Origin of the sequence: Proteus genomosp. 4 str. ATCC 51469 (assembly GCF_003144375.1) — a bacterium.
Taxonomy (GTDB): Bacteria; Pseudomonadota; Gammaproteobacteria; order Enterobacterales; family Enterobacteriaceae; genus Proteus.
Genome location: NZ_PENV01000001.1, coordinates 147,299 through 170,281 on the forward strand (window position 1 = coordinate 147,299; position 22,983 = coordinate 170,281).

The following is a 22,983-nucleotide window of genomic DNA, read 5'->3' on the forward strand; positions in this document are numbered from 1 at the left end:
GAAACGGCTCCTTTAAAGGAGCCGTAAAATAAATAGATTTGTCAGTAATTAATTACCGATTATAAAGATAAAGCTTACCGTCACGAGCTTGGATCATCAGTTTATCATTTACCGCTTGAGGGCGACTTAATAAACCAGAGCTATTCACTTCGTTTTGTGCAATAAATTTACCTGTCGAAGTATCAATCCAATGGAGATAACCTTCTGCATCACCAACCACTAAATAACCATCAAAAATAGCAGGTGCGGTTAAATTACGATGCAACAAATCTTCTTGTGTCCATAATGTCACACCATCAGATTTACGAACAGATAAAACTCGGTCATTTTGGTCAACAAGGTAAAGATTATCACCTAATAGCACCATATCATTGACTGAACCTAAATCGCGTTTCCAAAGAATTTGTCCAGAACGCATATCAAGGCTAACTAAGCTACCGTTATATGCCATAGCATATACTGTATTTTCATCAATAATAGGTGTCATATCCACATCATTTAATCGGCTAATTTCTGTTGAGCCTTTAATTTGTGAAATATTTTGTTGCCAAATTAGCTGTCCTTGAGAAAGGATAACTGCACTGACACGGCCATTATCTGCACCAATAATTGCAGCACCATAAGCGACAGCTGGCGCAGATTCACCACGAAGAGATAATGATGGTGTATCTAAATTAACTGTCCATGATATTTCGCCAGTTAATAAATCCAATCCTTGCAATAAGCCATTGCTGGTATGAATAAGTACTAATCCATCACTAACAACAGGTTTTGAAATGGCTTCCCCTGCAACATCGGTTTCCCAATCAATAGAACCATTATCAGTATTTAGTGCATAGACTTTGGCTTTTTCAGTTCCCACAAAAACACGAGTACCTGAAACAGTCAGCCCACCAGAAAGTAATGCGGATTCATTAGATGAAAGAAAACCGGTTTTAATAGAGAGATCTTGTGACCAAAGCTCTTTACCTGTTTCCAAATCTAACGCTTTAACTAAACCATGGCGATCAGCGACATAGACAACTGGGCCATCCCATGTTGGTGACAAGTGAGAATAGTATTTACCAATACCATTTCCAACAGATTTGTCCCAAACAGCTCTAGGTGTAAATTGGCTCTGCACCTCAGGTAATGGAGACATTGTCACATTATCCTGTTCACTAGAACACCCTGCCAATAAAGCAGATGCTAGTAGACCAACCAGGAGAGTTTTACGCAGTTGCATGTCTGAAGATCCCTTTAATTGGATAAATTATTGAGTTTAAGTTCAACCAGTGAGCGAATAGCACCCGCATTTTCATCAGTTAATGCGCTACGATAAGCCGTTGCTGCACCTGCATTATCGCCTTTTTTCGCTAATACATCACCACGGATATAATTTTTCATTCCATTCCATGCTTTGCCTTTCACTTGCTCTAACGAAATCAAAGCTGCATCAGTTTTATCTAATGCTAATTGTACGCGAGCTAAACGAAGATTAAGCATATCTGCAAATGCATCATTTTTTACTTTTGCAACAGCGGTTGTCAGATGACGCTCACCATTAACTAAGTCATTAGCATCAATAGCAATCTGTGCAAGTTCTAATGACGCTAATGCGCCATAAACATCATTTGTATCTGTAACAAATTTTTCGGCTAACGCAATATTTTCAGGAGTCGGTTTAGCGAGTGCTTCACTCACTGTTGCAAAAGCCCCTGCACTTTCTTGCAGGCGATTTGTTTGATGTGATTGCCAATATTTCCAACCAAACACACCACCAAAACCAATAACTGCGGCTAAAACAATGGTTAAACCGTAATTTTTTATAAACTGTTTAATTGCATCAACTTGTTCGTTTTCGGTGCTATAAACTTCCACAAGTCTCTCCTTAACCTAATAACAGAGTCAATTGCTGAGCTAGCTCATTACGAGCAACGATTGTTTGTTCTCCTGAACGCAAATCTTTCACTGCAACGGTGCCAGCATTAATTTCATCTTCGCCTAAAATCAATGCAATTTTAGCGCCTTGTTTATCGGCACGTCCTAATTGCTTTTTAAAGTTACCGTTACCGTGATTCGTCATTAGACGTAAGGTTGGTAATTGGTCACGAATTTCTTCAGCAAGCATTAATGCTGCGCTTTGGCTCTTCTCACCAAAAGAAGCAAGGTAAACATCAGCCACATTAGTGTCTGCAACAAATTCAGGGTTAACCGCTTGAACTAATAAAATCATGCGCTCCATACCCATTGCAAAACCCACCGCTGGTGTTGGATGTCCGCCAAGTTGCTTCACTAGACCATCGTAACGCCCACCGGCACAAACTGTGCCTTGTGATCCTAATGCGCTGGTAACCCACTCAAAAACAGTACGGTTATAATAATCTAAACCTCGCACTAAGCGCTGATTAACGCGGTAGGTAATACCCACAGCATCTAGTAATGCACAAAGACCATCAAAGTGCGCTCTTGATTCGTCATCAAGATAATCGAAAAGTTCAGGCGCATCATTCAATAAAGTCTGAATTTCTGGATTTTTTGAGTCTAAAACGCGTAATGGGTTAGAATACATACGACGTTTGCAGTCTTCATCTAGCTTATCTACATGCTGCTCTAAGAAAGCAACTAACGCTTCACGGTATTTAGCACGCGCTTCTAATGAACCAATCGAGTTAAGTTCTAATGTTACATGTTCTGCAATACCTAACGCTTTCCACCAGCGCGCAGTTAACATAATTAATTCCGCATCAATATCTGGGCCTTGTAGACCAAAGACTTCTGCACCTAACTGGTGGAATTGACGATAACGACCTTTTTGAGGGCGCTCATAGCGGAACATTGGCCCTAAATACCATAAACGTTGTTCTTGGTTATAAAGCAAACCATGTTCGATACCTGCACGTACACAGCCCGCAGTATTTTCTGGGCGTAACGTCAGGCTTTGCGCATCTTCACCACGATCGGTAAAAGTATACATTTCTTTTTCAACAACATCAGTGACTTCACCAATTGCTCGCTGAAATAGAGGGGTATGCTCTACGATAGGTGTTCTGATTTCACTAAAACCATAACCCGCTAAAATTTGTTTTAGCGTATTTTCGATTTTCTGCCATACACGAGTGTCAGCAGGTAGATAGTCGTTCATACCACGAATGGCTTGGATTTTTTGTGCCACTTTTCTTCTCTAATAGTTATTAGTTGATTGTTAGGCTGATTATAGAAGCGAAATCAATCAGTATTCAACGTGAAATCAATAGTAAAACTGGCTCATTGATTAATGAGCCAGTTTTTTGAGTGTTATTTATCCAATTGATTTATATTTATACGCATGCTGTCATCAAGCATTGACGCTTTAGCGCGGATCTTCGCTTCTAATAAATCAATCATATTAACATTATCAAGACGTTCTTTTTGTCTTACACCATCTTCATAAAAACCACTGCGTGTTTTAGCACCAGTAACGCCTAAAGTTGATACCTCAGCTTCACCAGGACCATTAACAACACAACCGATAATAGAGACATCCATTGGAGTGATAATATCTTCTAGGCGTTGTTCTAATTCATTAACTGTTCCAATAACATCAAATTCTTGACGGGAACATGTCGGACACGCAATAAAGTTAATACCACGAGAACGAATACGTAAGGATTTTAGAATATCAAAACCGACTTTAACCTCTTCAACAGGATCAGCCGCTAATGAAATTCTTAATGTGTCGCCAATACCTTCTGATAATAAGATCCCTAAACCAATAGCTGATTTAACTGATCCTGCTCTTGCTCCACCGGCTTCAGTGATCCCAAGATGTAAAGGTTGATCAATTTTTTTCGCTAATAAGCGATAAGAATCTACGGCAAGGAAAACATCAGAGGCTTTTACACTAACTTTAAATTGTTCAAAGTTCAGTCGATCGAGAATATCGACATGACGCATTGCTGATTCAACTAACGCTTCAGGTGTAGGCTCTCCGTATTTCTCTTGAATGTCTTTTTCAAGTGAGCCTCCGTTTACACCAATACGAATAGGAATATTATAATGGCGAGCACAGTCAACAACTTGACGAATACGCTCTTCACTACCAATATTACCTGGGTTGATACGCAAGCAATCAACGCCATATTCAGCGACTTTTAATGCAATACGATAGTCAAAATGAATATCAGCCACTAAAGGCACATTAACCTGTTGCTTAATTAATTTGAATGCTTCAGCAGCATCCATTGTAGGTACAGAAACACGAACAATATCCACCCCAACACGTTCCAGAGATTTTATCTGGCGAACAGTCGCTTCTACGTCTGTTGTTCGTGTATTCGTCATCGACTGTACAGCGATAGGTGCGCCATCGCCAACAGGAACATTACCTACATTAATTCGAGTCGATTTGCGACGAATAATAGGTGATTCTTTATGCATTGATTAATTCTCCCATGCTTCCATGCTTGCTCAAATGTGTAGTCAGATTAAGCGCTCGGTACTGTTATTTTTGCTATTTTTCCAGTAAAACGACTTAAATCAATTGATTCACCATTAAACTGTAAGCGAGTAACAGAAGGTGCGCCTATTTTTAGTTTATAAGGTTGCTCACCATCAAATTCCAAACGATCACCCGCTTTCTTAATACCATTAAATAAGATTTTATTTTGAGCATTACGAATTTCTAACCAACATTCACCATCAAACATTAACACTAATTGGTTTGCTATCTCAGGCGCTTGTGATGATGTTGATTCTTGTGTTGAATTTGCACGAGAAGTTGTTGATGTTGTTAACGGCGATACCGGTAATGGAACTGTTCTAACTTCTATAGGTGCAGGTGTTGTCGTTTCAATTGTTGGTGACGTAACAACATTACTCCCCTGAGTATCGACTAATGGCGATGCAGGTACTTGTAAATTATCACCTTCAGATGTTGACGTATTATCTAAGGTTGCTAATGGAGAATCTACCGTATTAGTGTTTTCTTGTGTACTATTTTGCCCTATGTCTTGTGATGCCATAGAGACTAATTCTTGTTGATCCGCCTGATGACCTTGCCACCACCAAACACCAACGAGTGCGACCATTACAATGACAATCACCCATGTGATTTTCATCAGCCAACCCTCACGTTTTTTGTGACGCTTACCTAATGAATAATTTTGTGTGGTTGTCATCCTAATTTGTTTCACAGGCGCTTGTTGGTCGATAAAACCAAGGATGTCTTTTTCAGGAACGCCAACTAATTTGGCGTAAGAACGCATATATCCGCGTAAGAAGGTTGGTGCAATATCAGAAGAAACGGAATCTGTTTCAATTTCGCGAACTGTTGATAACTTCAAACAAAGTCGATCAGCAACAGTTTGTTGTGTTAGCCCTACTTTTTCTCGTGCCTGACGTAAAAGTTGACCTGCTGTTAATTTCACTTCTTCGGTTTTGTTTTCAGTATTCATTAGCAATCTAGGCACTGTGGCTATTGGATGTTTAACATTGATGAACTCGCAAAAGCACAAAGTACTTTAGCGTATCACCGCGAATTTTTTGATATTTTATGAAAACTTTGCTGACAGACCAAATAATCTGGCGGTATATCCTCAATTAACACACTATTATTGTTTAATAGTTTTTGTTCACAAAGGAAATTACCATAAAGCCTTAATACATTAACATTTACTGGCTTCGACTTCATCGCTAATTTGTAATAATCTAACGCTTGAATAGAATTCCCCAGTAACTGCGATGTTAATGCCATTCCTAAATTAGCTTCAGGGTGATTTGGCATCACCGATAACACTTTTTGGAAATGATATTGTGCGGCTTGGTATTGCCTTTCAGCTAAGTAAGCATCACCTAATTGTAAACGTGTCGATACTGCAACACGTTCTTGATTGGCTGATGATTGACAACCTAGTGTCAATAACATCAAGCCAATAGTTATAATTACTGATGATATCCTTATCATCGTCATATTCCTTAAATATATTCATCCTTGTTCTCTCTACTTTGCAATTATGTAATACACTTCACAAAGAAAGAGATATCCAACTGTATCAGACTGCTTTTACTGAAATTAGTTCACCTTGTTGGCGTTTTTTCAGCGTACGTTTTGTGCGGTCAATAACATCACCCGCTAATTGCCCACATGCTGCATCAATATCATCACCACGCGTTTTGCGCACAATCGTTGTAAAACCATACTCCATTAATACTTTAGAGAAACGATCAATACGGCTATTAGAACTACGCCCATATGGTGCGCCTGGGAACGGGTTCCATGGAATTAAGTTAATTTTACATGGTGTATCTTTTAAAAGCTCAGCTAATTGGTGAGCTTGTTCTGTGCTGTCATTAATATGATCAAGCATGACATATTCAATAGTAACACGTCCCTGGTTCGCATTTGATTTAGCAATATAACGGCGAACACCTTCAAGAAACATTTCAATATTATATTTCTTGTTAATTGGTACGATTTCATCACGAATATCATCGGTTGGCGCATGTAATGAAATAGCTAACGCTACATCAACAGCATCACCTAATTTATCTAATGCAGGTACAACACCTGATGTAGATACAGTGACACGACGTTTAGATAAACCAAAACCAAAATCATCCATCATGATTTCAAGAGCTGGAATAACATTATTTAAATTCAGTAATGGCTCGCCCATTCCCATCATAACAACGTTAGTAATAGGACGACGCCCTGTCTCTTTTAATGAACCAATAATTTTAGCAGCGCGCCACACTTGCCCAATGATTTCAGACACTTTTAGGTTACGGTTAAAACCTTGCTGTGCAGTTGAACAGAATTTACACTCTAAAGCGCAACCGACTTGGGAGGAAACACATAACGTTGCACGATCATCTTCTGGAATATACACAGTTTCGACTTGTTGATCGCCAACTTTAATTGCCCATTTAATCGTGCCATCAGTTGAACGTTGTTCTTCAGAAACTTCAGGTGCTTTAATTTCAGCAATTTCTTTTAATTTATTGCGTAACACCTTGTTGATATCTGTCATTTGATCAAAATCGTCATAACAGTAGTGATACATCCACTTCATAATTTGGTCAGCACGGAAAGGTTTTTCGCCCATAGAGACAAAAAGCTCTCGCATCTGTTTACGATTTAAATCCAACAGATTAATTTTAGTTTTTTGATTCACAGTATTTTCTTTAGAAACAGCGACAGAAGCGCTTGGCGCTGGGGTGGTAGATTGGGTCATGACATTGCCTCGTTGTTACACTATGCGGCCTGCATTAGCATTGATGCTAATGGGATACTTATATATTTGTATAATTAAACAATAATAAAAACGCCCTGTTAATAATCAAACAGGGCGTCGCATTGTACTGTTTTTCGCGTAGAGATGCTAATAAATTAGCGCGCGCAAACTTCGTTTTCAGTGAAGAAGTAGGCGATTTCACGAGCAGCAGAAGCTTCTGAATCTGAACCATGTACCGCATTTTCAGTAAAGCTGTCAGCGTAATCAGCACGTAATGTGCCTGCTAATGCGTTGTCTGGATTAGTTGCGCCCATCAGATCACGGTGACGTTGGATCGCATTTTCACCTTCTAACACTTGAACCATAATTGGGCCAGAAGTCATAAATTCAACTAAGCCATCAAAGAATGGACGGCCTTTGTGCTCTTCATAAAAGCCTTCAGCTTGTTCGCGAGTTAAATGCAACATTTTAGCGCCAATGATGCTAAAACCTGCACTTTCAAAACGGTGGTAGATAGCACCGATAACATTTTTTTTCACTGCGTTTGGTTTGATAATAGAAAATGTGCGCTGAATAGCCATGTCTTACCTCTAAATTATTTTATTAATGATAACTTTTGTTATCTCTTTTATCGCAGATCATGGAAAAACGAATCAAAAACCGCATTCCCTGCAAAAAATAAGGGCTCGATTATAGGAGGATAAAAATGAATTGCACAGATTGAATAGCCTTTTTTTTTAAAAAACTGTGGCAAAAAAGTTATAAATTATCGATCTAATCACATTTTTAACGTTTCCCATGCTCAAACTGAAAAATGAGAATAAAAAAGAACCGTAATGAAAGGCTATTAATAATCCTTTTATCTTTATTAAAAAGCGTATTTTAGTTAAAAATCACTCGGTTCTCGTTTATCTCATCGTTTCAGTTTAACGGAATATAAAATTAACCATATCCGTTTGACCACTTAAATCAAGCACCGATAATTGGTATTTACCTCGTTTCTCTAGTAAATAAGAGAACGTTTCACCATTTTCAGTCTTCCCTATTTGTTCACCATTTAAAAACCACCATTGCATACCACTTCCACCTTGCGTAGAAACGGTTATTTCAAGATTAGTTTCACCAGGTAATGGTCTTAGTAAATCACCCGCACGAATACCCGAAATAAACAAGGGAATAATGTCCTCTTTAATTGGTGGACAAGTTTCAGAAATCAGTGGCCGTCGTTTTGCTCTACGCTCTTTTTCAGGCAACCATGCTTCTAATGCTATCGGCCATAAGGCGATATCTTTTAACTCTGCATTAGGGCAATTAGGCCCTGTGCGTTTACCTTCATTATCTAACCAAATTTTTTCGTTGATCCCCAAAATACCTTCTTGGTTATCATTTAATAAAGTTGGTGGAATGGTGTTATCTAAGATCCAACTTCGACGACTGACTCTACAATTGCTATCTTCTTTTGGTAGTGTCTTACCTGTTGGCCAACAAATGGTTGCTGCCGTTACACTACTAGGACGTAGATCTGTCGGTGGACGCTGTTTATTTTGATAGAAATAGCCTGTGAGTAGGTTATTGACTTGATTCATAATAGGTACCGCTGTTGCAAAACCAAATTGTCCTGCAACCGGAGTGCCATCAGGCCTTCCCACCCAGACTCCAATGGTATAACGTGCATTTACTCCAATAGACCATGCATCACGATAGCCATAACTAGTACCAGTTTTCCAAGCCAAAGGAACAACGGGTGAAATAGCACTATCTGGACGAGGTCTGGCTTCTCCAGCCAAAATACGCCTTGTGATCCACGCAGAGCCCGGTGACATTAATACCCGATTTTCGATTATCTGCTCTGGTTTAAAACGTAAAGGTGCTGTTTTTCCTTGCCTTGCCAACGCACTAAAGGCGGAAACAAGTTCATCCATACGTGTTGCTGTTCCCCCTAATATCAGAGCTAAATTAGGTTCTGAACCATAAGGAAAGCGCATTTCAAGATGATTATGGCGTAATTTTGCTGCAAATTTCTTGGCACCATACACCTCAATAAGTTGTACTGCCGGTAGATTCAAAGAACGACTTAAGGCTTCGCTGGCACTGACTGCACCATTGAAACCAGAGTCAAAATTACCGGGGCGATAATTATCAAATCGACGAGGTACATCTTGTAAGAGTGATTCCGCATGAATAAGCCCTTCATCTAATGCAAGTGCATAAATAAAAGGTTTTAATGTTGAACCTGGCGAGCGCCATGCGCTGATCATATCAACATGACCAAAGCGCGAATTATCATTAAAATCCGCAGAGCCAACATACCCTTTCACACTCATATCCGTATGATCAACCACTAAGATGGCCAAGGATGTTTTATCGGCTAATTGATACTTCCATTGATTGGCAATATCTTCAAGTTGTCGTTGAATATTAATATCAATCGTTGTTGTAATAACAGGCTCTCGCTTTTCGTTATACATACGACGAGCAAGCAATGGTGCCAATTGTGGCGTCTGTCTTGGTGCTAATAAAACCTGTTCTTCTTTTATTTCATCAACTTTTTCTTGTGGCCATATCTGATATTCTGCCAGCCTATCTAGCACTTTATCGCGAGCAGCTTGCGCTCGTTCAGGGTATCTATCAGGTCGCAAACGACTTGGTGCTTGCGGTAATACCGCCATTAGTGTTGCTTCCCCCGCAGACAAATCAGCGGGCGATTTACCTAAATAAGCCCAACTTGCCGCACCAATACCTTCTAAAGTACCGCCAAAAGGTGCTCTATTGAGGTAAATCTCCAAAATTTCGTCTTTTGAGTAATACCATTCTAATTGCAAGGTACGCCAAAGCTGTTTGATTTTTCCACTCAAAGTTCGAGAATGTGGATCAATCAGCCGAGCCACTTGCATTGATAATGTACTTCCCCCAGAAACAATCCTTCCTGAGCTTAAATCTTGCCATGCGGCTCGTAATATTGCCATTGGGTTAACACCGGGGTGTTGATAAAACCAACGGTCTTCATAGGTGATAAGAGCATCTAAATATTCAGGAGAAACATCTGCAAGTTTGACATGATAACGCCACACTCCCTCTTTATCAGCAAAACGCCAAAGAGGTGTACCATCTTGTGCCGTGACAATAGTTGCTATTTGAGGTTCAGGATCAGGGAGAGGCCAAATTTTGTCTGCCATCCAGACTAAAATGGGGATCACAAACAGAAAAATAATGATAACAGCAATAAGCCGTTTATATCCTAGTTTCATTCAATCACTCAAAGGAAAAAGCCCTTTCCGAAGAAAGGGCTACAAGATTTAAGGAACAATATCAATCTTGGTTTCTGTTGAACCTATTGCTCGCCAATAAGGCACATACATTGATTCAACTTGTGGAGGTGGTACTTGATAGCTACCCGGTGTAACTGCTCTTGCTAAATAGAGTAATGTTGTCGGACGATATCTATCTACAGAAACTGCGGCAACAAAGCGATCATCACGATATTCAAGGTGCTTAATATTCGCTTGCCCCATATCGTCGATAAACTCCTGTAAGTCGGCAGCACTATCACTCAAGCTTGCACTGCTTGATGCTAAGTTTTGGTTTTCGATTTCAAGACCTGCTGGTAATAAATCAACAACCAAAGCATCAGGTACATCTCTATCTGCTGAAACTTCTAGTTTCACCACCAGCATTTCACCACTTTGTAAACGATTTGGATGAACGCGATTTCCTTTTAAATCGTAGTAACTACGATGAACATTTAACACATTACTATAAGGTGCTGGAGCTACTTTTGGATAGCCTACGATATTCATGCGAGAATAAATCGCAGCACCACCACGGTTGTTTAATTCCAACCCTTCTTGTAATTGCGTTGATGTTAATGTTTCATTCACCGCGCGATCGCTACTGATTGCAGGGACTTGACGATTTACAGCGACTTCCCAAGGTTGCTCAGACATATTAATAAAGAAGCGACCCGCAAGATATAAAGAGTTGCTTTCTTGTGTTGAGAACCATTCACGACTCATTAAGTTATCTGATAACGTAATCATACTTGCATCACGAGATTGTGTTTCAAGATTATTTTCACTTAATAAAGCAATAATTAACGCTTGGTCACGAATAACACTACCGTAATCACCTAACCCATAATTATATTTACGAGTTGTTGTCACACCTTCTGCAATTAAACCTTCTGCACGACTGTTATCACCCATCAGTTTCAACGCAATACCTAACTGAACTAACGCCAACCCACTACCGGCATCATTTCGTTCAAGGTAAAGACGACGTAATTCACCTAAAGGTGCTTTTTGCTGATTCGCTAATACAAGTGCGGCATATGCTCTGGCAGAGAAACGGGCAGCATCTTGGTTAACCGCATATTCATAGTTAACTAAGCTTTTATCTTGTAAATAGCGTAATAAGCGATCATTAGCACGTTTTAATGATCCCGCCGGAACAGCATAACCTTGTTGTGAAGCGCGGAATAAGAAGTCAGTAGCATAGGCTGTTAACCAATACTCTTCACGCCCATCTTGGCTCCATAAAGAGAATCCGCCCTCTGCTTTTTGCATTGTCAGCAGGTGCGCAATACCTTTTTCAATTGCCAATTTTCTATCTGCATCAGTTTGCGTTTTAATTCCTAATTGCTTCAACTCTTTTTCTGTTGAATATAAAGAAGGATAAAGCCCACTGACGGTTTGTTCTAAGCAACCATAAGGGTAAGCAAACAACTCTCTTACATAACGTGAAATCTGTAATGGAGGACGACTTGTCAGTAATAATTCACCTTCAAGCGTTGAGTTATTAAAACGATTTAAAACGTCTGTTGGCAAGCGCCACGTCTCACCATCTTGTAACGTACTTGCATAATGAAGTGTTTCTGCCGGATAAGCAGGACGAACGCCTATATTCCATGTGTTGTGGTAAGGCTTAATTTCTTCACCGGGTACTTTAATACCATAAATAGACAGTGAGAATTCACCTTGACCAAAGCCATGTTTTGCTTTTACTGGGATCTGAACTTGGGTACGTTCACCTTTCGTCAGCGATACTGTTTTACTTTCTGCACCACCTAATCCTACCAGACCAGAAGCGGTGTAATTTAACGTAATAGATTGTGCATCATCCGTTAGATTGGTTAAATCTAAAGATAACAGCGCATTATCACCACCCGCCATAAATCTAGGTAATGAAAGTTGAGTCACTAAAGGTGCCGCAATAACCACTTTACCTTCTTGACTACCGAATTTATCAGCTGTCCAAGCTTGCGCCATTAAACGAACTTCGCCATTAAATTCAGGAATAGGTAAAGAAACTTCCCCCTCACCTTGGGCATTTAATTTTACAGGTGCTGTTTGTTGAGCAATGATTTGCACATCAGTTAATGGTTTTTTACCACCACGAGATAGCGCGGCAGCTTCACCACCATCACCACCAAAGCGTAAGTTCGCTAAACGACCCTGCCCTTCAATTAATTGTCCATAAACATCATATTGATCGATGCTGTAACGTTTACGACCAAAGAAAGCATCGTAAGGATCTGGCGTTTTATACTCTGTAATATTTAATACGCCCGTATCTACCGCAGAAACCAATACATTAATATTTTCAGGTAATGGCTGACCTGCAACTGGATTCGCTTTAATGCGGATTTTTAAATCTTGATTTGGACGAATTTTTTCAGGTGCATCAAGTGAAATATCAATACGGCGATTTTTATCCTGTAATGGTAAATGTAAAATACCAACAGCACGTTTTACAGTCGCTTGTTTTGAGGTATCACCAGGTCTTACAACAACAGATGTCAGATAGAGATCGTGTCTTGCCCACTCTTTATTAATCGGCACTTCAACATTGAGTCCTTTTTCTGGCACATCAATTTCTTGCCACCATAAAGGCCCATTACTTGATTCTAATAAGACATAGCCTTTACCCGGATGAGGAGCAACAATATTTAACTTCACTTTCTCGCCCGGTAAATAACCGTCTTTATCCAGTTTAAGTTTAACTTGGTCAGGTCTTACTGCACCTGTTCCACCAGTGTTATCCATCCAAGAATAACCCGCCCAGAACCGTAAACTACTAACTAATTCTGTTTTAGGATCGACCACTTCAATACGATATGAACCCCATTCAACCGGGAAGGCCACTTTTGCTGTGCCATCTTTCGCAATCTTGATTGTTTGCTCATCCATTTGCAGATCTTTTTCGTTATAGCCAGATTCCCAGCCATTCGAACTAGACCAACGCCAGTAATAATCATGACGTTCATAGATAAACTTCACTTTGAGATCGTTAGCAGGTAGCTTTTTACCGTCTTGGTCTGTATAGACAATTTCAAATTCAGCCATTGAGTTTTCATCAACGCTGTAACCTGATTTATATTTGTCTGTCCGGTAGTCATAAACTTCTTTTTTAGGGAAGACTGGACGAATACCAGCAAGATGAGTGGCTGGCCAAACAGCTTGTTGATAACGGCGAGTAACCGGACGGCCACCCGCTTCGAGCAAGCTTGCTTGTAAAATAATATTAATTGGTGATTTCAGTTCAGCATAACGATCACTATCAACACTTAATTCACCTTGTCCGTCAGAGTCTAAATTAAGTTCAAACTCATCCAATAAGCGACTGAAGTTTTCATCTTTTACGGTACCAAATTCATAACCTGGTAATTTACTGACCGCTTCACGAGAGGCTTTTAAGAATACCTGCCCTTGTAAGCGATTATCAGCCGCTGGCGCGCCATAAAGATAACGCCCTTCAAGATCAAAATAAGCATCATTGCCACTAAGTAAAATGCCTTTTTTACCCGTAATAACTAATGCCATACGTTCTGGCATAAAGTCTTCGACCTGAAATTCATAGAACCGAGGAGTACCATCGCCTACATCAAAACGTAAGGTACGTGTACCAGTATTTTCATCAGCAGGAATAGCTAATTTTAACTGGTAAAGTCCATTTTCAGGTTGCCATACAAAACTACGTGACACTTGGCCATCTGTTTTGAGTAAATCCACTTTAACGGGCTGCTCTTTAATTGGATTACCGTCGCCATCACGCAGTAATGCATTAACAATTAAAGTTTCACCAGGACGATAAAGATCACGAGGGCCAAAAGCAAAAAACTGTTTGTTATAACCTTGAGGGCCACCGATATCAAACTCAGAAAGATCAAGCGCAGGTTTACGCAAATCAATCATACTAGTTTGACCATCACGAATAGCCATTAATAAACGCGCTTTATCACTTTTCTCAAGTGTGGCATGTCCTTGACTATCTGTTTGCGCCTTGGAGATTAAACCACCTTTTTCATCTAATAAGCGGATTTCTACTTTATTTAACGCAGAACCATTTTTAAGTGATTGGGTGAAAACATCTAACGAATCAAGGTAGCTGTGCATCGACAATCCGATATCACTAAAAGTGAATACCGTAGCCGGCACCGTATAAGAGTATTTACCGGCTTGTTGCATTACAGCAATATAGGCGCCTTCTTTTTTCAGGGCATCTATTGATTTTAACGGTAATAATACGTTTTCACGGGTATTTTTTTCTGTATTTAACTCAAAACGACCGGTATAAACCAAATCTGCTTGAGATAAAAATTCATCAGATTCCCAATAGTTAATGTTGGAACGACTTTCCCATTGCGTTAAGAATTGAGCCAATTGCTCGTCCTTTACACGGAAAAAGTTAACATCCACTTGATCTACATTTAAGGCAATAATAGGTAAGCCTTCAGCAGCATCAAATGGTAATAACGATCCTTTACTGGTAAATCCAACTGAAGGGAAAATTTCTTCTGTGGTTAATTTCTGGCTAAAAGGCGTTGTTAATGTACGCTCATTAATACCTTTGATTTTTTCATCAATGGTCAAATTCAATTCTGTTGATGGTGGTAAATGACGAAAACGCAACTCCATCAAGTTGTCTGATAACTCCCACGCACCTTCCAGTTTTCCTTTTTTGGTATCAACAAGATGAATAACGTTATCAAACTTTTGGTCTGGATCAAGTGGTACAGAGAAAGTCACCACCATAGTACTTGCACCATCACGTTGCAGTTCTGATGCATCTAATACAGTGACATCTTTTCCTGCAAAACGCATAGCCAACTCATCACGAACTTCTTTGCTTTTTAATGCAGTTTCATTATTCGTTTTTGTTGTAACTGCTGATTTTTCGCTAGTTTGAGTGGCAGTATCTGGTGCATTTTGAGCTGTATTTTTTTGCTCAGTTGTTTGTACGTTTTGCGCTTTGTCTGTTGATGACGAGCTTTCATCAGCTTTGTCATCACACCCACTCAGTGCCAACGCAGACGCCAATACCACAGCAAGTGAGCACCAACGATAGCCTCTCTTTTCTGTATATTGTCTAAATTGGTTTTGATTCATATCCATTTCCTTTAAATTCAACCCCTGAATAATGCGATGTTTTATGCAGGCCGGGCAGAGATAATATAGATTTTTCTTTGTTCTAATAAGATAAAAAATAACAATATTGACTATATTTTATCGAAAATAATGAAGTTCTTTACAGGCAAAGGTCGCCCTATTTTTACATTAAAAATAAAGATCTGCTAAAACAACACCTTACATAAAAATGCAAACAATTTGCTAAATTAGTCAATTTTCTATTATAGGATAAAAAAAAGCGATATCTGATGAGATATCGCCTAAATTTAAAGGGCAAAATTAACTATCCAAATTCACTATCGGGATGCCTTTTCTTAAAAATCCCCCAAGTTTGCGTTGATAAAAAGGTGATACGTGATGGATCATAAAATGGCTCACACCTTTTTCCTCTTTATTCACAAAACAAAAATCTAAGGATTGCCCTTCTTCTAAATATTCAAAAGCTGATTCAGCCGCTTGTGGGAGTATCTGCGCAATCACATCTTCTTCGCCAGTTATCTCTAAACCAATAAGATAAAATTCCTCTTCATTATCTTGCTCCTGAGCATTAACAATAAAGGCACGGCGGATTGGTTTATGTTCACCAAAAAATTCGCTAAGTGCGGTTGTTAATTTTTCAGGTTGTGGTTCTAAAACACTTAACTTCAACGAAGAACCTTCAACAGAAACAATTTCTTGTGTCTCAAATTGTTCAGATACACCCATTACAAACTCCAAATCCAATAACGTTTATTATTTTGCTTTTGCTAATAACAGATTTGCGATAGAACGCACGCCATAACCTGTCGCACCGGCAGCCCATTGTTCTACAGACGATTTTCTGTAAGTTGCTGAACAGTCAATATGTACCCAACCTTTTTTATAGTTAGTGACAAAATGCGATAAGAAAGCCGCGGCTGTACTTGCTCCCGCAGTATGCGAAGGCGCTGCAATATTATTCAGATCAGCAAAGCTTGAAGGCAATTGGCTACGGTGGAAATCAGCTAATGGTAAACGCCAGAACAACTCATTTTCTTGTTCAGCACTTGTCAGTAATTCAGCCGCTAATTTATCATCGAAACTTAATACTGAATGATAGTCATTACCTACAGCAACTTTAGCTGCGCCTGTTAATGTTGCAGCATCAATGATCAGTTCTGGAGCAATATTACTTGCATCAATTAAGCCATCAGCTAACACTAAACGGCCTTCCGCATCTGTATTCATGATTTCGACTGATTTACCATTACGGTAACGAATGATATCACCCAGCTTAAAGGCATTACCGCTAACCATGTTATCTGCGATACATAGCAGTAGTTTTACACGTTTATTTAAACCACGAGTAATTGCTAATGCTAAAGCACCCGCCAACGTTGCTGCACCACCCATGTCTGCTTTCATTGAATTCATAGATGATGAAGGTTTGATGCTATAACCGCCTGAATCGAAGGTGATACCTTTACCTACTAGACATGCAAATACAGGAGCGTTGCTATCTTGAGTCGGATTAAAATCTAATGCTAAATAGACAGGATCACGAGAAGAACCACGACCTACAGTATAAATTCCGGCATAGTTTTGATCGCGCAGATCAGCGCCTTTAGTGATCTTATAGCTGATGTCTTCTTTGCCAAGACCACAGAAAAGATCAACAGTACGCTGTGCCAGTTGCTCTGGGCCTAATTCTTCAGCTGGCGTATTAATTGTGTCTCTAACCCAATCAACGATACGAATACGTGATTCTAATTCGTGTTTATCCGCTTCGCTTAATTGTGGCCATTCGATAGAACGAGCGCCTTTAGGTGCTCTAAAACCTAACCAAAAAGCCCAGCTACGCTCTATATCCCAGCCTTCACCAACAAGAGCAACATTACGAATACCTTGGCTATCAACTTTACGTCCACCACGCTGAATAGCGCCTAAACGGTTTTCTTCCGTTAGATGGATTGTCATGCCTGTTTCGCTAGTGCTAATTAGTGCTTTATCACCCCAACATGCTGCTGCAGGTTCATTAGACAGCATGATAGGCATAATTTGTTTATTCATTTATTATCTCACTTATTATTACTGGTGACAGTTAACCTATTCAGACTACCAGATATTTACCTTTTAGCGTGATCAATTTACTGCAAAAATCCAGAGACCACTATCATCATCAATTTATATTAGGCTCTTGCATTGTCTTCTTCGGAATATCTCTCATAACAAAAACCCAAGGCATCACTCTTTAGAGTTATTTATAACGTAATTAATCTATTCAATGCAGACGCCATAATGCAAAAAGACCAGCAATTAGCCAGTCTTTTCAATTTATAATGCAATCAATTATTCAAATTCATCAAGCCAAACAAGCAAAATGGCTTCAAGAATTTTTTCATTAGATTTTTGTGGATCATCATCAAAACCGTCTAAATTACAGATCCATTGATGCATATCTGTAAAGCGCACAGTTTTAGGATCAGTGTCAGGGTAAAGATCAAATAACGCTTCCCCTATTTCACGAGTATCACTCCATTTCATACTTGGCTCCTAAAATTAGTGCTCTCTTGCATGGTTAATCGAATATTTAGGGATCTCAACGACTAAATCTTCGTCAGTCACTTTAGCTTGGCAACTTAAGCGACTTTCAGGCTCTAAACCCCATGCTTTATCTAACATGTCGTCTTCAAGCTCAGAGCTCTCTTCCAGTGAATCAAAACCTTCACGCACTACACAGTGACAAGTTGTACATGCACAAGACATTTCACAAGCATGTTCAATCTCAATACCATTGCGTAATGCAACATCTAGAATAGACTCACCTTCTGTTGCGTCAACAACAGCACCTTCAGGGCACAGTGTGCTATGGGGTAAAAATACAATTTTAGGCATAGTTATATCTCGTCCACAGAATGACCTGCCAACGCTTGACGAATAGATGAATCCATTCGACGCGCTGCAAAATCCTGAGTTTGCTTATCCAGTAGTTTAATCGCGTTTTCAATGGCAACAGGATCTGTTCCTTCAACGCTCTCTATTAAGGTATCTACAACTTTGTCGATAGCGGTTTTCTCATCTTCATTTAGCAGATGAGCATCTTCTTCTAATGCCGCGGTTAAACTTTCTAACACACGTGCTGCTTCGACTTTTTGCTCGGCTAGGCGACGAGCTTGTAAATCTTCTTGGGCATTTTCCATCGAAGATTGGATCATCTTAGCGATTTCAGTATCACTAAGACCATAAGAGGGTTTGACTTGTACTGAAGCTTCAACACCCGTTGATTTTTCCATCGCACTGACACTAAGTAAACCATCAGCATCAACTTGGAATGTCACACGAATATGAGCACCACCTGCAGCCATCGGCGGAATACCACGTAATGTAAAACGAGCTAGAGAACGACAATCACTGACCAATTCACGCTCACCTTGAACAACATGAACGCTCATTGCCGTTTGACCATCTTTAAATGTCGTAAATTCTTGCGCTCTCGCAACGGGGATCGTGGTATTACGAGGGATCACTTTCTCAACTAATCCACCCATCGTTTCAAGACCAAGAGAAAGTGGAATAACATCTAGCAATAGCATTTCACTATCAGGTTTATTACCCACTAAAATATCAGCCTGAATTGAAGCGCCAATAGCGACAACTTTGTCAGGATCAATAGAGGTTAGTGGTTCACGTTTAAAATAGTCGCCAACCATTTGACGAACTAATGGAACTCGTGTTGAACCCCCAACCATAACCACTTCTAAAACTTCATCAACGTCAATATCTGCATCTTTTAAAGCACGACGGACAGACAACAATGTACGCTTCACCAATGATTGAATTAATGATTCAAACTCAGCACGAGTAATTTCACCTTTCCAACCATTAATATTGATATCAGCAACATCATTATCACTTAATGCAATTTTAGTTTCTGATGCTACATCCAGCAGTTGGCGTTGTAATATCGCATCTTTTTGATGGCCAAAACCTGCGCGCTCTCTTATCCAATCCGCCAACATCATATCAAAATCATCGCCACCTAAAGCGGTATCACCGCCAGTTGCCAAGACTTCAAAAACACCCTTGGTTAAACGTAAAACAGAAATATCAAAGGTACCACCGCCTAAGTCATAAACAACAATGGTGCCTTCTTTTCCTGAATCTAAACCATAAGCAATAGCAGCGGCTGTTGGTTCGTTTAATAAACGTAAAACATGCAACCCTGCACGGCGAGCCGCTTCTTTTGTACCTTGGCGTTGAGCATCGTCAAAATAAGCTGGAACAGTAACCACAACACCATCAAGTTCACCACCTAATGATTGCGTTGCACGTTCTGCCAATGTTTTTAAGATGTCAGAAGAGACTTGAATAGGATCGACAATACCCGCTGCTGTTTTAATTAACGGTAAACCATTGTCATTTTCATGAAAGTGATAAGGAAGATTTGGATAACGGCTTGTCACATCACTTAGTGAGCGACCCACCATTCTTTTAATTGAACTTATCGTGTTAGCAGGATCTTTTTCTGCTTCTTTTTTAGCATTCCAACCAACGTTGATATTATCAACTTGATACTGCACAACAGATGGCAATAAATAGCGACCTTCGTTGTCTGAAAGCGCTTCGGCTTGCCCACTACGTACAGTGGCAACTAATGAGTGTGTCGTTCCTAAATCAATACCTGCAGCAAGTCTACGCTGATGCGGTGCAGGTGTTTGACCTGGCTCACTAATTTGTAATAATGACATAACAATTTCCCTTAAAAACCATCAAACAAGCGTTCTTCAAGTTGCTCTACTTGCTCTTTTAATTTTGCAAGAAAACGTAATTTTCTCACATTATCCGCAGCAATATCCCAAGTTTGGTTATCTAGCATTTTAACCATTTCATCATGGCGTAAAGTGTACATTTTCTCTAAACGCGCAGAAAAATCAGCTAACAAACTTTCGGCATCAGCACTGTGCTCAATGTTATCTAGCTCTTCACGTAATGAGAGTTGCTCCATTAAAAATGCAGTATCGTGCATTGTTTGTTGCTCATTGGCAATGTCGATACCGTGTAATGAGAGCATGTATTCAGCTCTAGAGAGTGGATTTTTTAAGGTTTGATAAGCCTGATTGATAGTCGAGGCAAACGAGATAGCTTGAACCTGTTCTTTATCAGATTTACCAGCAAAGCGATCTGGGTGATACTGACGTTGCATATCTTGATAACGTGTAGCAAGCTGCTGTTTATCAATATCAAAACGATTAGGCATGCCTAATAGTGTGAAATAGTCCATACATCTACTCTTGGATTAATTAACGTTAATACCGTGTTTTAACACAAATTACACGGTGAAGCTTTCACCACAACCACACTCATTGGATACATTGGGGTTGTTAAATTTGAAGCCTTCGTTTAATCCTTCTTTGACGAAATCAAGCTCAGTTCCATCTAAATAGACCATGCTTTTACCATCAATGATAACTTTCACACCTTTGTCTTCAAAAACAGTATCTTCGTCATTGATGACATCAGCAAATTCAAGAACATAAGCCATTCCAGAACAACCGGATGTTCTTACGCCTAAACGCAAACCTTCACCTTTACCGCGATTAGACAGGAAAGAGCGAACACGATTAGCGGCGGATTCTGTAAGGGAAATTGACATGGCACACCTCACTCATAAAGAACGAAAGCGGATACTGAAAAAAAGTTTCAGCATCCGCCAATATTTTATTTTTTTATTATAAAAGACAATTACTTGCCTTGGCGTTTGCTTTTATAGTCTGCAATCGCTGCTTTTATTGCATCTTCTGCAAGAATTGAACAGTGGATTTTCACTGGTGGTAGTTCTAATTCTTCTGCAATTGCAGTGTTCTTGATGGATTCGGCTTCATCTAATGTTTTGCCTTTCATCCATTCTGTAACCAGTGAACTTGATGCAATCGCTGAACCACAACCATAAGTTTTAAAACGCGCATCTTCAATTACGCCGTTATCATCAACTTTGATTTGCAGTTTCATGACGTCACCACAAGCAGGTGCGCCTACCATACCACTTCCTACAGAAGGGTCATTGTTATCAAATGAGCCCACGTTACGAGGGTTTTCATAATGATCAATTACTTTATCGCTATAAGCCATGATTTAACTCCTGAAAACGTCTGATTAATGGTGAGACCATTCGATACTGTTGATATCAACACCTTGTTTATGCATATCCCAAAGAGGCGAAAGATCACGTAGGCGACCAATAGCACTGTGGATTTGTTTAATTGCATAATCTATTTCTTCTTCTGTTGTGAAACGACCCAGAGAGAAGCGAATAGAACTGTGTGCAAGTTCATCAGTTAAACCTAAAGCACGCAGTACATAAGAAGGTTCTAAACTTGCTGAAGTACAGGCAGAACCTGAAGAAACAGCAAGATCTTTCAGTGCCATCATTAATGATTCACCTTCAACATAGTTGAAACTTACATTAAGAATATTTGGCGCAGTGTGTTCTAAAGAACCGTTGATATAAACTTCTTCAATATCTTTAATGCCATTCCATAAACGTAAACGTAATTCGTTTAAGCGTTTAGTTTCATCAGCCATTTCTTCTTTCAAAATACGGTAAGCTTCGCCCATACCTACAATTTGGTGAACGGCTAATGTACCTGAACGCATACCACGTTCATGTCCACCGCCATGCATTTGTGCTTCTAAACGAATGCGTGGTTTACGGCGAACATAAAGCGCACCGATGCCCATAGGACCGTATACTTTATGCGCAGAAAGAGAAAGTAAATCAACTTTTAACTTAGAGAGATCAATAGGTAATTTACCAACGCTTTGCGTTGCATCTACGTGGTAAATAATCCCTTTGCTACGGCATAGTTCACCGATAGCAGCAATGTCTTGTACAACACCAATTTCGTTATTTACATGCATGATAGAAACTAAAATAGTGTCTTCACGCATTGCTTCTTCAAGTTCTTTCAGGTCAATCAGACCATCACTTTTTGGTGCTAAATAAGTGACTTCAAAACCTTCACGCTCAAGTTGGCGACAAGTATCTAAAATCGCTTTATGTTCGGTTTTTGAAGTGATGATGTGCTTACCTTTTTTCTGGTAAAAGTTAGCAACACCTTTTAATGCGAGGTTATCAGCTTCAGTTGCACCTGATGTGAATACAATTTCACGAGGATCAGCACCGATTAAATCAGCAATCTGATTACGTGCGATATCAATAGCTTCTTCTGCTTGCCAACCAAAACGGTGTGAACGAGAGGCTGGGTTACCAAAAATGCCATCAATAGTTAGGCATTGCATCATTTTTTCAGCAACTCGTGGATCAACAGGAGTGGTTGCTGAATAATCTAGATAAATGGGTAATTTCATTGCTCACTAACTCCAAAGACGACGGATCTTCTTTAATAATTTTGTTTTTGCCTACCTAG

Annotated in this window: 19 protein-coding genes; all 19 read right to left on the bottom strand. The window is 39.6% G+C overall.

Annotated elements, in window-relative coordinates:
* Positions 1–52: 52 nt before the first annotated feature.
* The 19 genes from bamB to DK866_RS00790 all read right to left on the bottom strand — a co-directional run bounded on the left by bamB (position 53) and on the right by DK866_RS00790 (position 22,924).
* A complete protein-coding gene (bamB, locus tag DK866_RS00700; protein WP_109407313.1) occupies positions 53–1,225 on the bottom strand; it encodes an outer membrane protein assembly factor BamB in 1,173 nt (390 codons plus the stop codon).
* Between the two features lie 14 nt (positions 1,226–1,239).
* The gene (locus DK866_RS00705; RefSeq protein ID WP_109407314.1) at positions 1,240–1,860 is read right to left on the bottom strand and encodes a YfgM family protein; all 621 of its coding nucleotides are present in this window, start codon (positions 1,858–1,860) and stop codon (positions 1,240–1,242) included.
* A gap of 10 nt (positions 1,861–1,870) precedes the next feature.
* The gene (gene hisS / locus DK866_RS00710) at positions 1,871–3,154 is read right to left on the bottom strand and encodes a histidine--tRNA ligase (RefSeq protein ID WP_036912557.1); all 1,284 of its coding nucleotides are present in this window, start codon (positions 3,152–3,154) and stop codon (positions 1,871–1,873) included.
* 122 nt (positions 3,155–3,276) lie between these two features.
* On the bottom strand, positions 3,277–4,398 hold the full coding sequence (gene ispG, locus DK866_RS00715; RefSeq protein ID WP_109407315.1) for a flavodoxin-dependent (E)-4-hydroxy-3-methylbut-2-enyl-diphosphate synthase: 1,122 nt from the start codon (positions 4,396–4,398) through the stop codon (positions 3,277–3,279).
* A gap of 47 nt (positions 4,399–4,445) precedes the next feature.
* Positions 4,446–5,414, bottom strand: a complete 969-nt coding sequence (gene rodZ / locus DK866_RS00720) for a cytoskeleton protein RodZ (RefSeq protein WP_109407316.1) — start codon at positions 5,412–5,414, stop codon at positions 4,446–4,448.
* 74 nt (positions 5,415–5,488) lie between these two features.
* Positions 5,489–5,923, bottom strand: a complete 435-nt coding sequence (locus DK866_RS00725; RefSeq protein ID WP_109407317.1) for a hypothetical protein — start codon at positions 5,921–5,923, stop codon at positions 5,489–5,491.
* A gap of 88 nt (positions 5,924–6,011) precedes the next feature.
* Positions 6,012–7,193: a bifunctional tRNA (adenosine(37)-C2)-methyltransferase TrmG/ribosomal RNA large subunit methyltransferase RlmN gene (locus DK866_RS00730; RefSeq protein ID WP_109407318.1), complete on the bottom strand. Its 1,182-nt coding sequence runs from the start codon at positions 7,191–7,193 to the stop codon at positions 6,012–6,014.
* Between the two features lie 155 nt (positions 7,194–7,348).
* A complete protein-coding gene (gene ndk / locus DK866_RS00735; protein ID WP_023581630.1) occupies positions 7,349–7,774 on the bottom strand; it encodes a nucleoside-diphosphate kinase in 426 nt (141 codons plus the stop codon).
* Between the two features lie 345 nt (positions 7,775–8,119).
* Positions 8,120–10,441: a peptidoglycan glycosyltransferase PbpC gene (pbpC, locus tag DK866_RS00740; RefSeq protein WP_109407319.1), complete on the bottom strand. Its 2,322-nt coding sequence runs from the start codon at positions 10,439–10,441 to the stop codon at positions 8,120–8,122.
* Positions 10,442–10,489: 48 nt separating this feature from the next.
* Positions 10,490–15,583 (bottom strand): alpha-2-macroglobulin family protein, encoded by a 5,094-nt coding sequence (locus tag DK866_RS00745; RefSeq protein ID WP_109407320.1) that lies wholly within the window; start codon positions 15,581–15,583, stop codon positions 10,490–10,492.
* Positions 15,584–15,877: 294 nt separating this feature from the next.
* A complete protein-coding gene (locus DK866_RS00750; protein ID WP_109407321.1) occupies positions 15,878–16,303 on the bottom strand; it encodes an enhanced serine sensitivity protein SseB C-terminal domain-containing protein in 426 nt (141 codons plus the stop codon).
* 27 nt (positions 16,304–16,330) lie between these two features.
* The gene (gene pepB / locus DK866_RS00755; protein WP_109407322.1) at positions 16,331–17,626 is read right to left on the bottom strand and encodes an aminopeptidase PepB; all 1,296 of its coding nucleotides are present in this window, start codon (positions 17,624–17,626) and stop codon (positions 16,331–16,333) included.
* Between the two features lie 279 nt (positions 17,627–17,905).
* The gene (gene iscX, locus DK866_RS00760) at positions 17,906–18,100 is read right to left on the bottom strand and encodes a Fe-S cluster assembly protein IscX (RefSeq protein WP_072068697.1); all 195 of its coding nucleotides are present in this window, start codon (positions 18,098–18,100) and stop codon (positions 17,906–17,908) included.
* A 15-nt stretch (positions 18,101–18,115) separates the two neighbouring features.
* Positions 18,116–18,451, bottom strand: coding sequence for an ISC system 2Fe-2S type ferredoxin (gene fdx, locus DK866_RS00765; protein ID WP_006533442.1), 336 nt, complete (start codon positions 18,449–18,451; stop codon positions 18,116–18,118).
* Positions 18,452–18,453: 2 nt separating this feature from the next.
* Positions 18,454–20,304, bottom strand: a complete 1,851-nt coding sequence (hscA, locus tag DK866_RS00770) for a Fe-S protein assembly chaperone HscA (protein WP_109407323.1) — start codon at positions 20,302–20,304, stop codon at positions 18,454–18,456.
* Positions 20,305–20,315: 11 nt separating this feature from the next.
* Entirely contained in the window at positions 20,316–20,837 is a 522-nt protein-coding gene (hscB, locus tag DK866_RS00775; RefSeq protein ID WP_109407324.1) for a co-chaperone HscB, read from the bottom strand.
* Positions 20,838–20,885: 48 nt separating this feature from the next.
* Positions 20,886–21,209 carry an iron-sulfur cluster assembly protein IscA gene (iscA, locus tag DK866_RS00780; RefSeq protein ID WP_036935396.1) on the bottom strand — a complete coding sequence of 108 codons (324 nt, stop codon included), beginning with the start codon at positions 21,207–21,209 and terminating at the stop codon, positions 20,886–20,888.
* 89 nt (positions 21,210–21,298) lie between these two features.
* Positions 21,299–21,685 (bottom strand): Fe-S cluster assembly scaffold IscU, encoded by a 387-nt coding sequence (gene iscU, locus DK866_RS00785; RefSeq protein ID WP_036935393.1) that lies wholly within the window; start codon positions 21,683–21,685, stop codon positions 21,299–21,301.
* Positions 21,686–21,709: 24 nt separating this feature from the next.
* Positions 21,710–22,924, bottom strand: a complete 1,215-nt coding sequence (locus tag DK866_RS00790) for an IscS subfamily cysteine desulfurase (protein ID WP_072068700.1) — start codon at positions 22,922–22,924, stop codon at positions 21,710–21,712.
* Positions 22,925–22,983 lie beyond the last annotated feature (59 nt).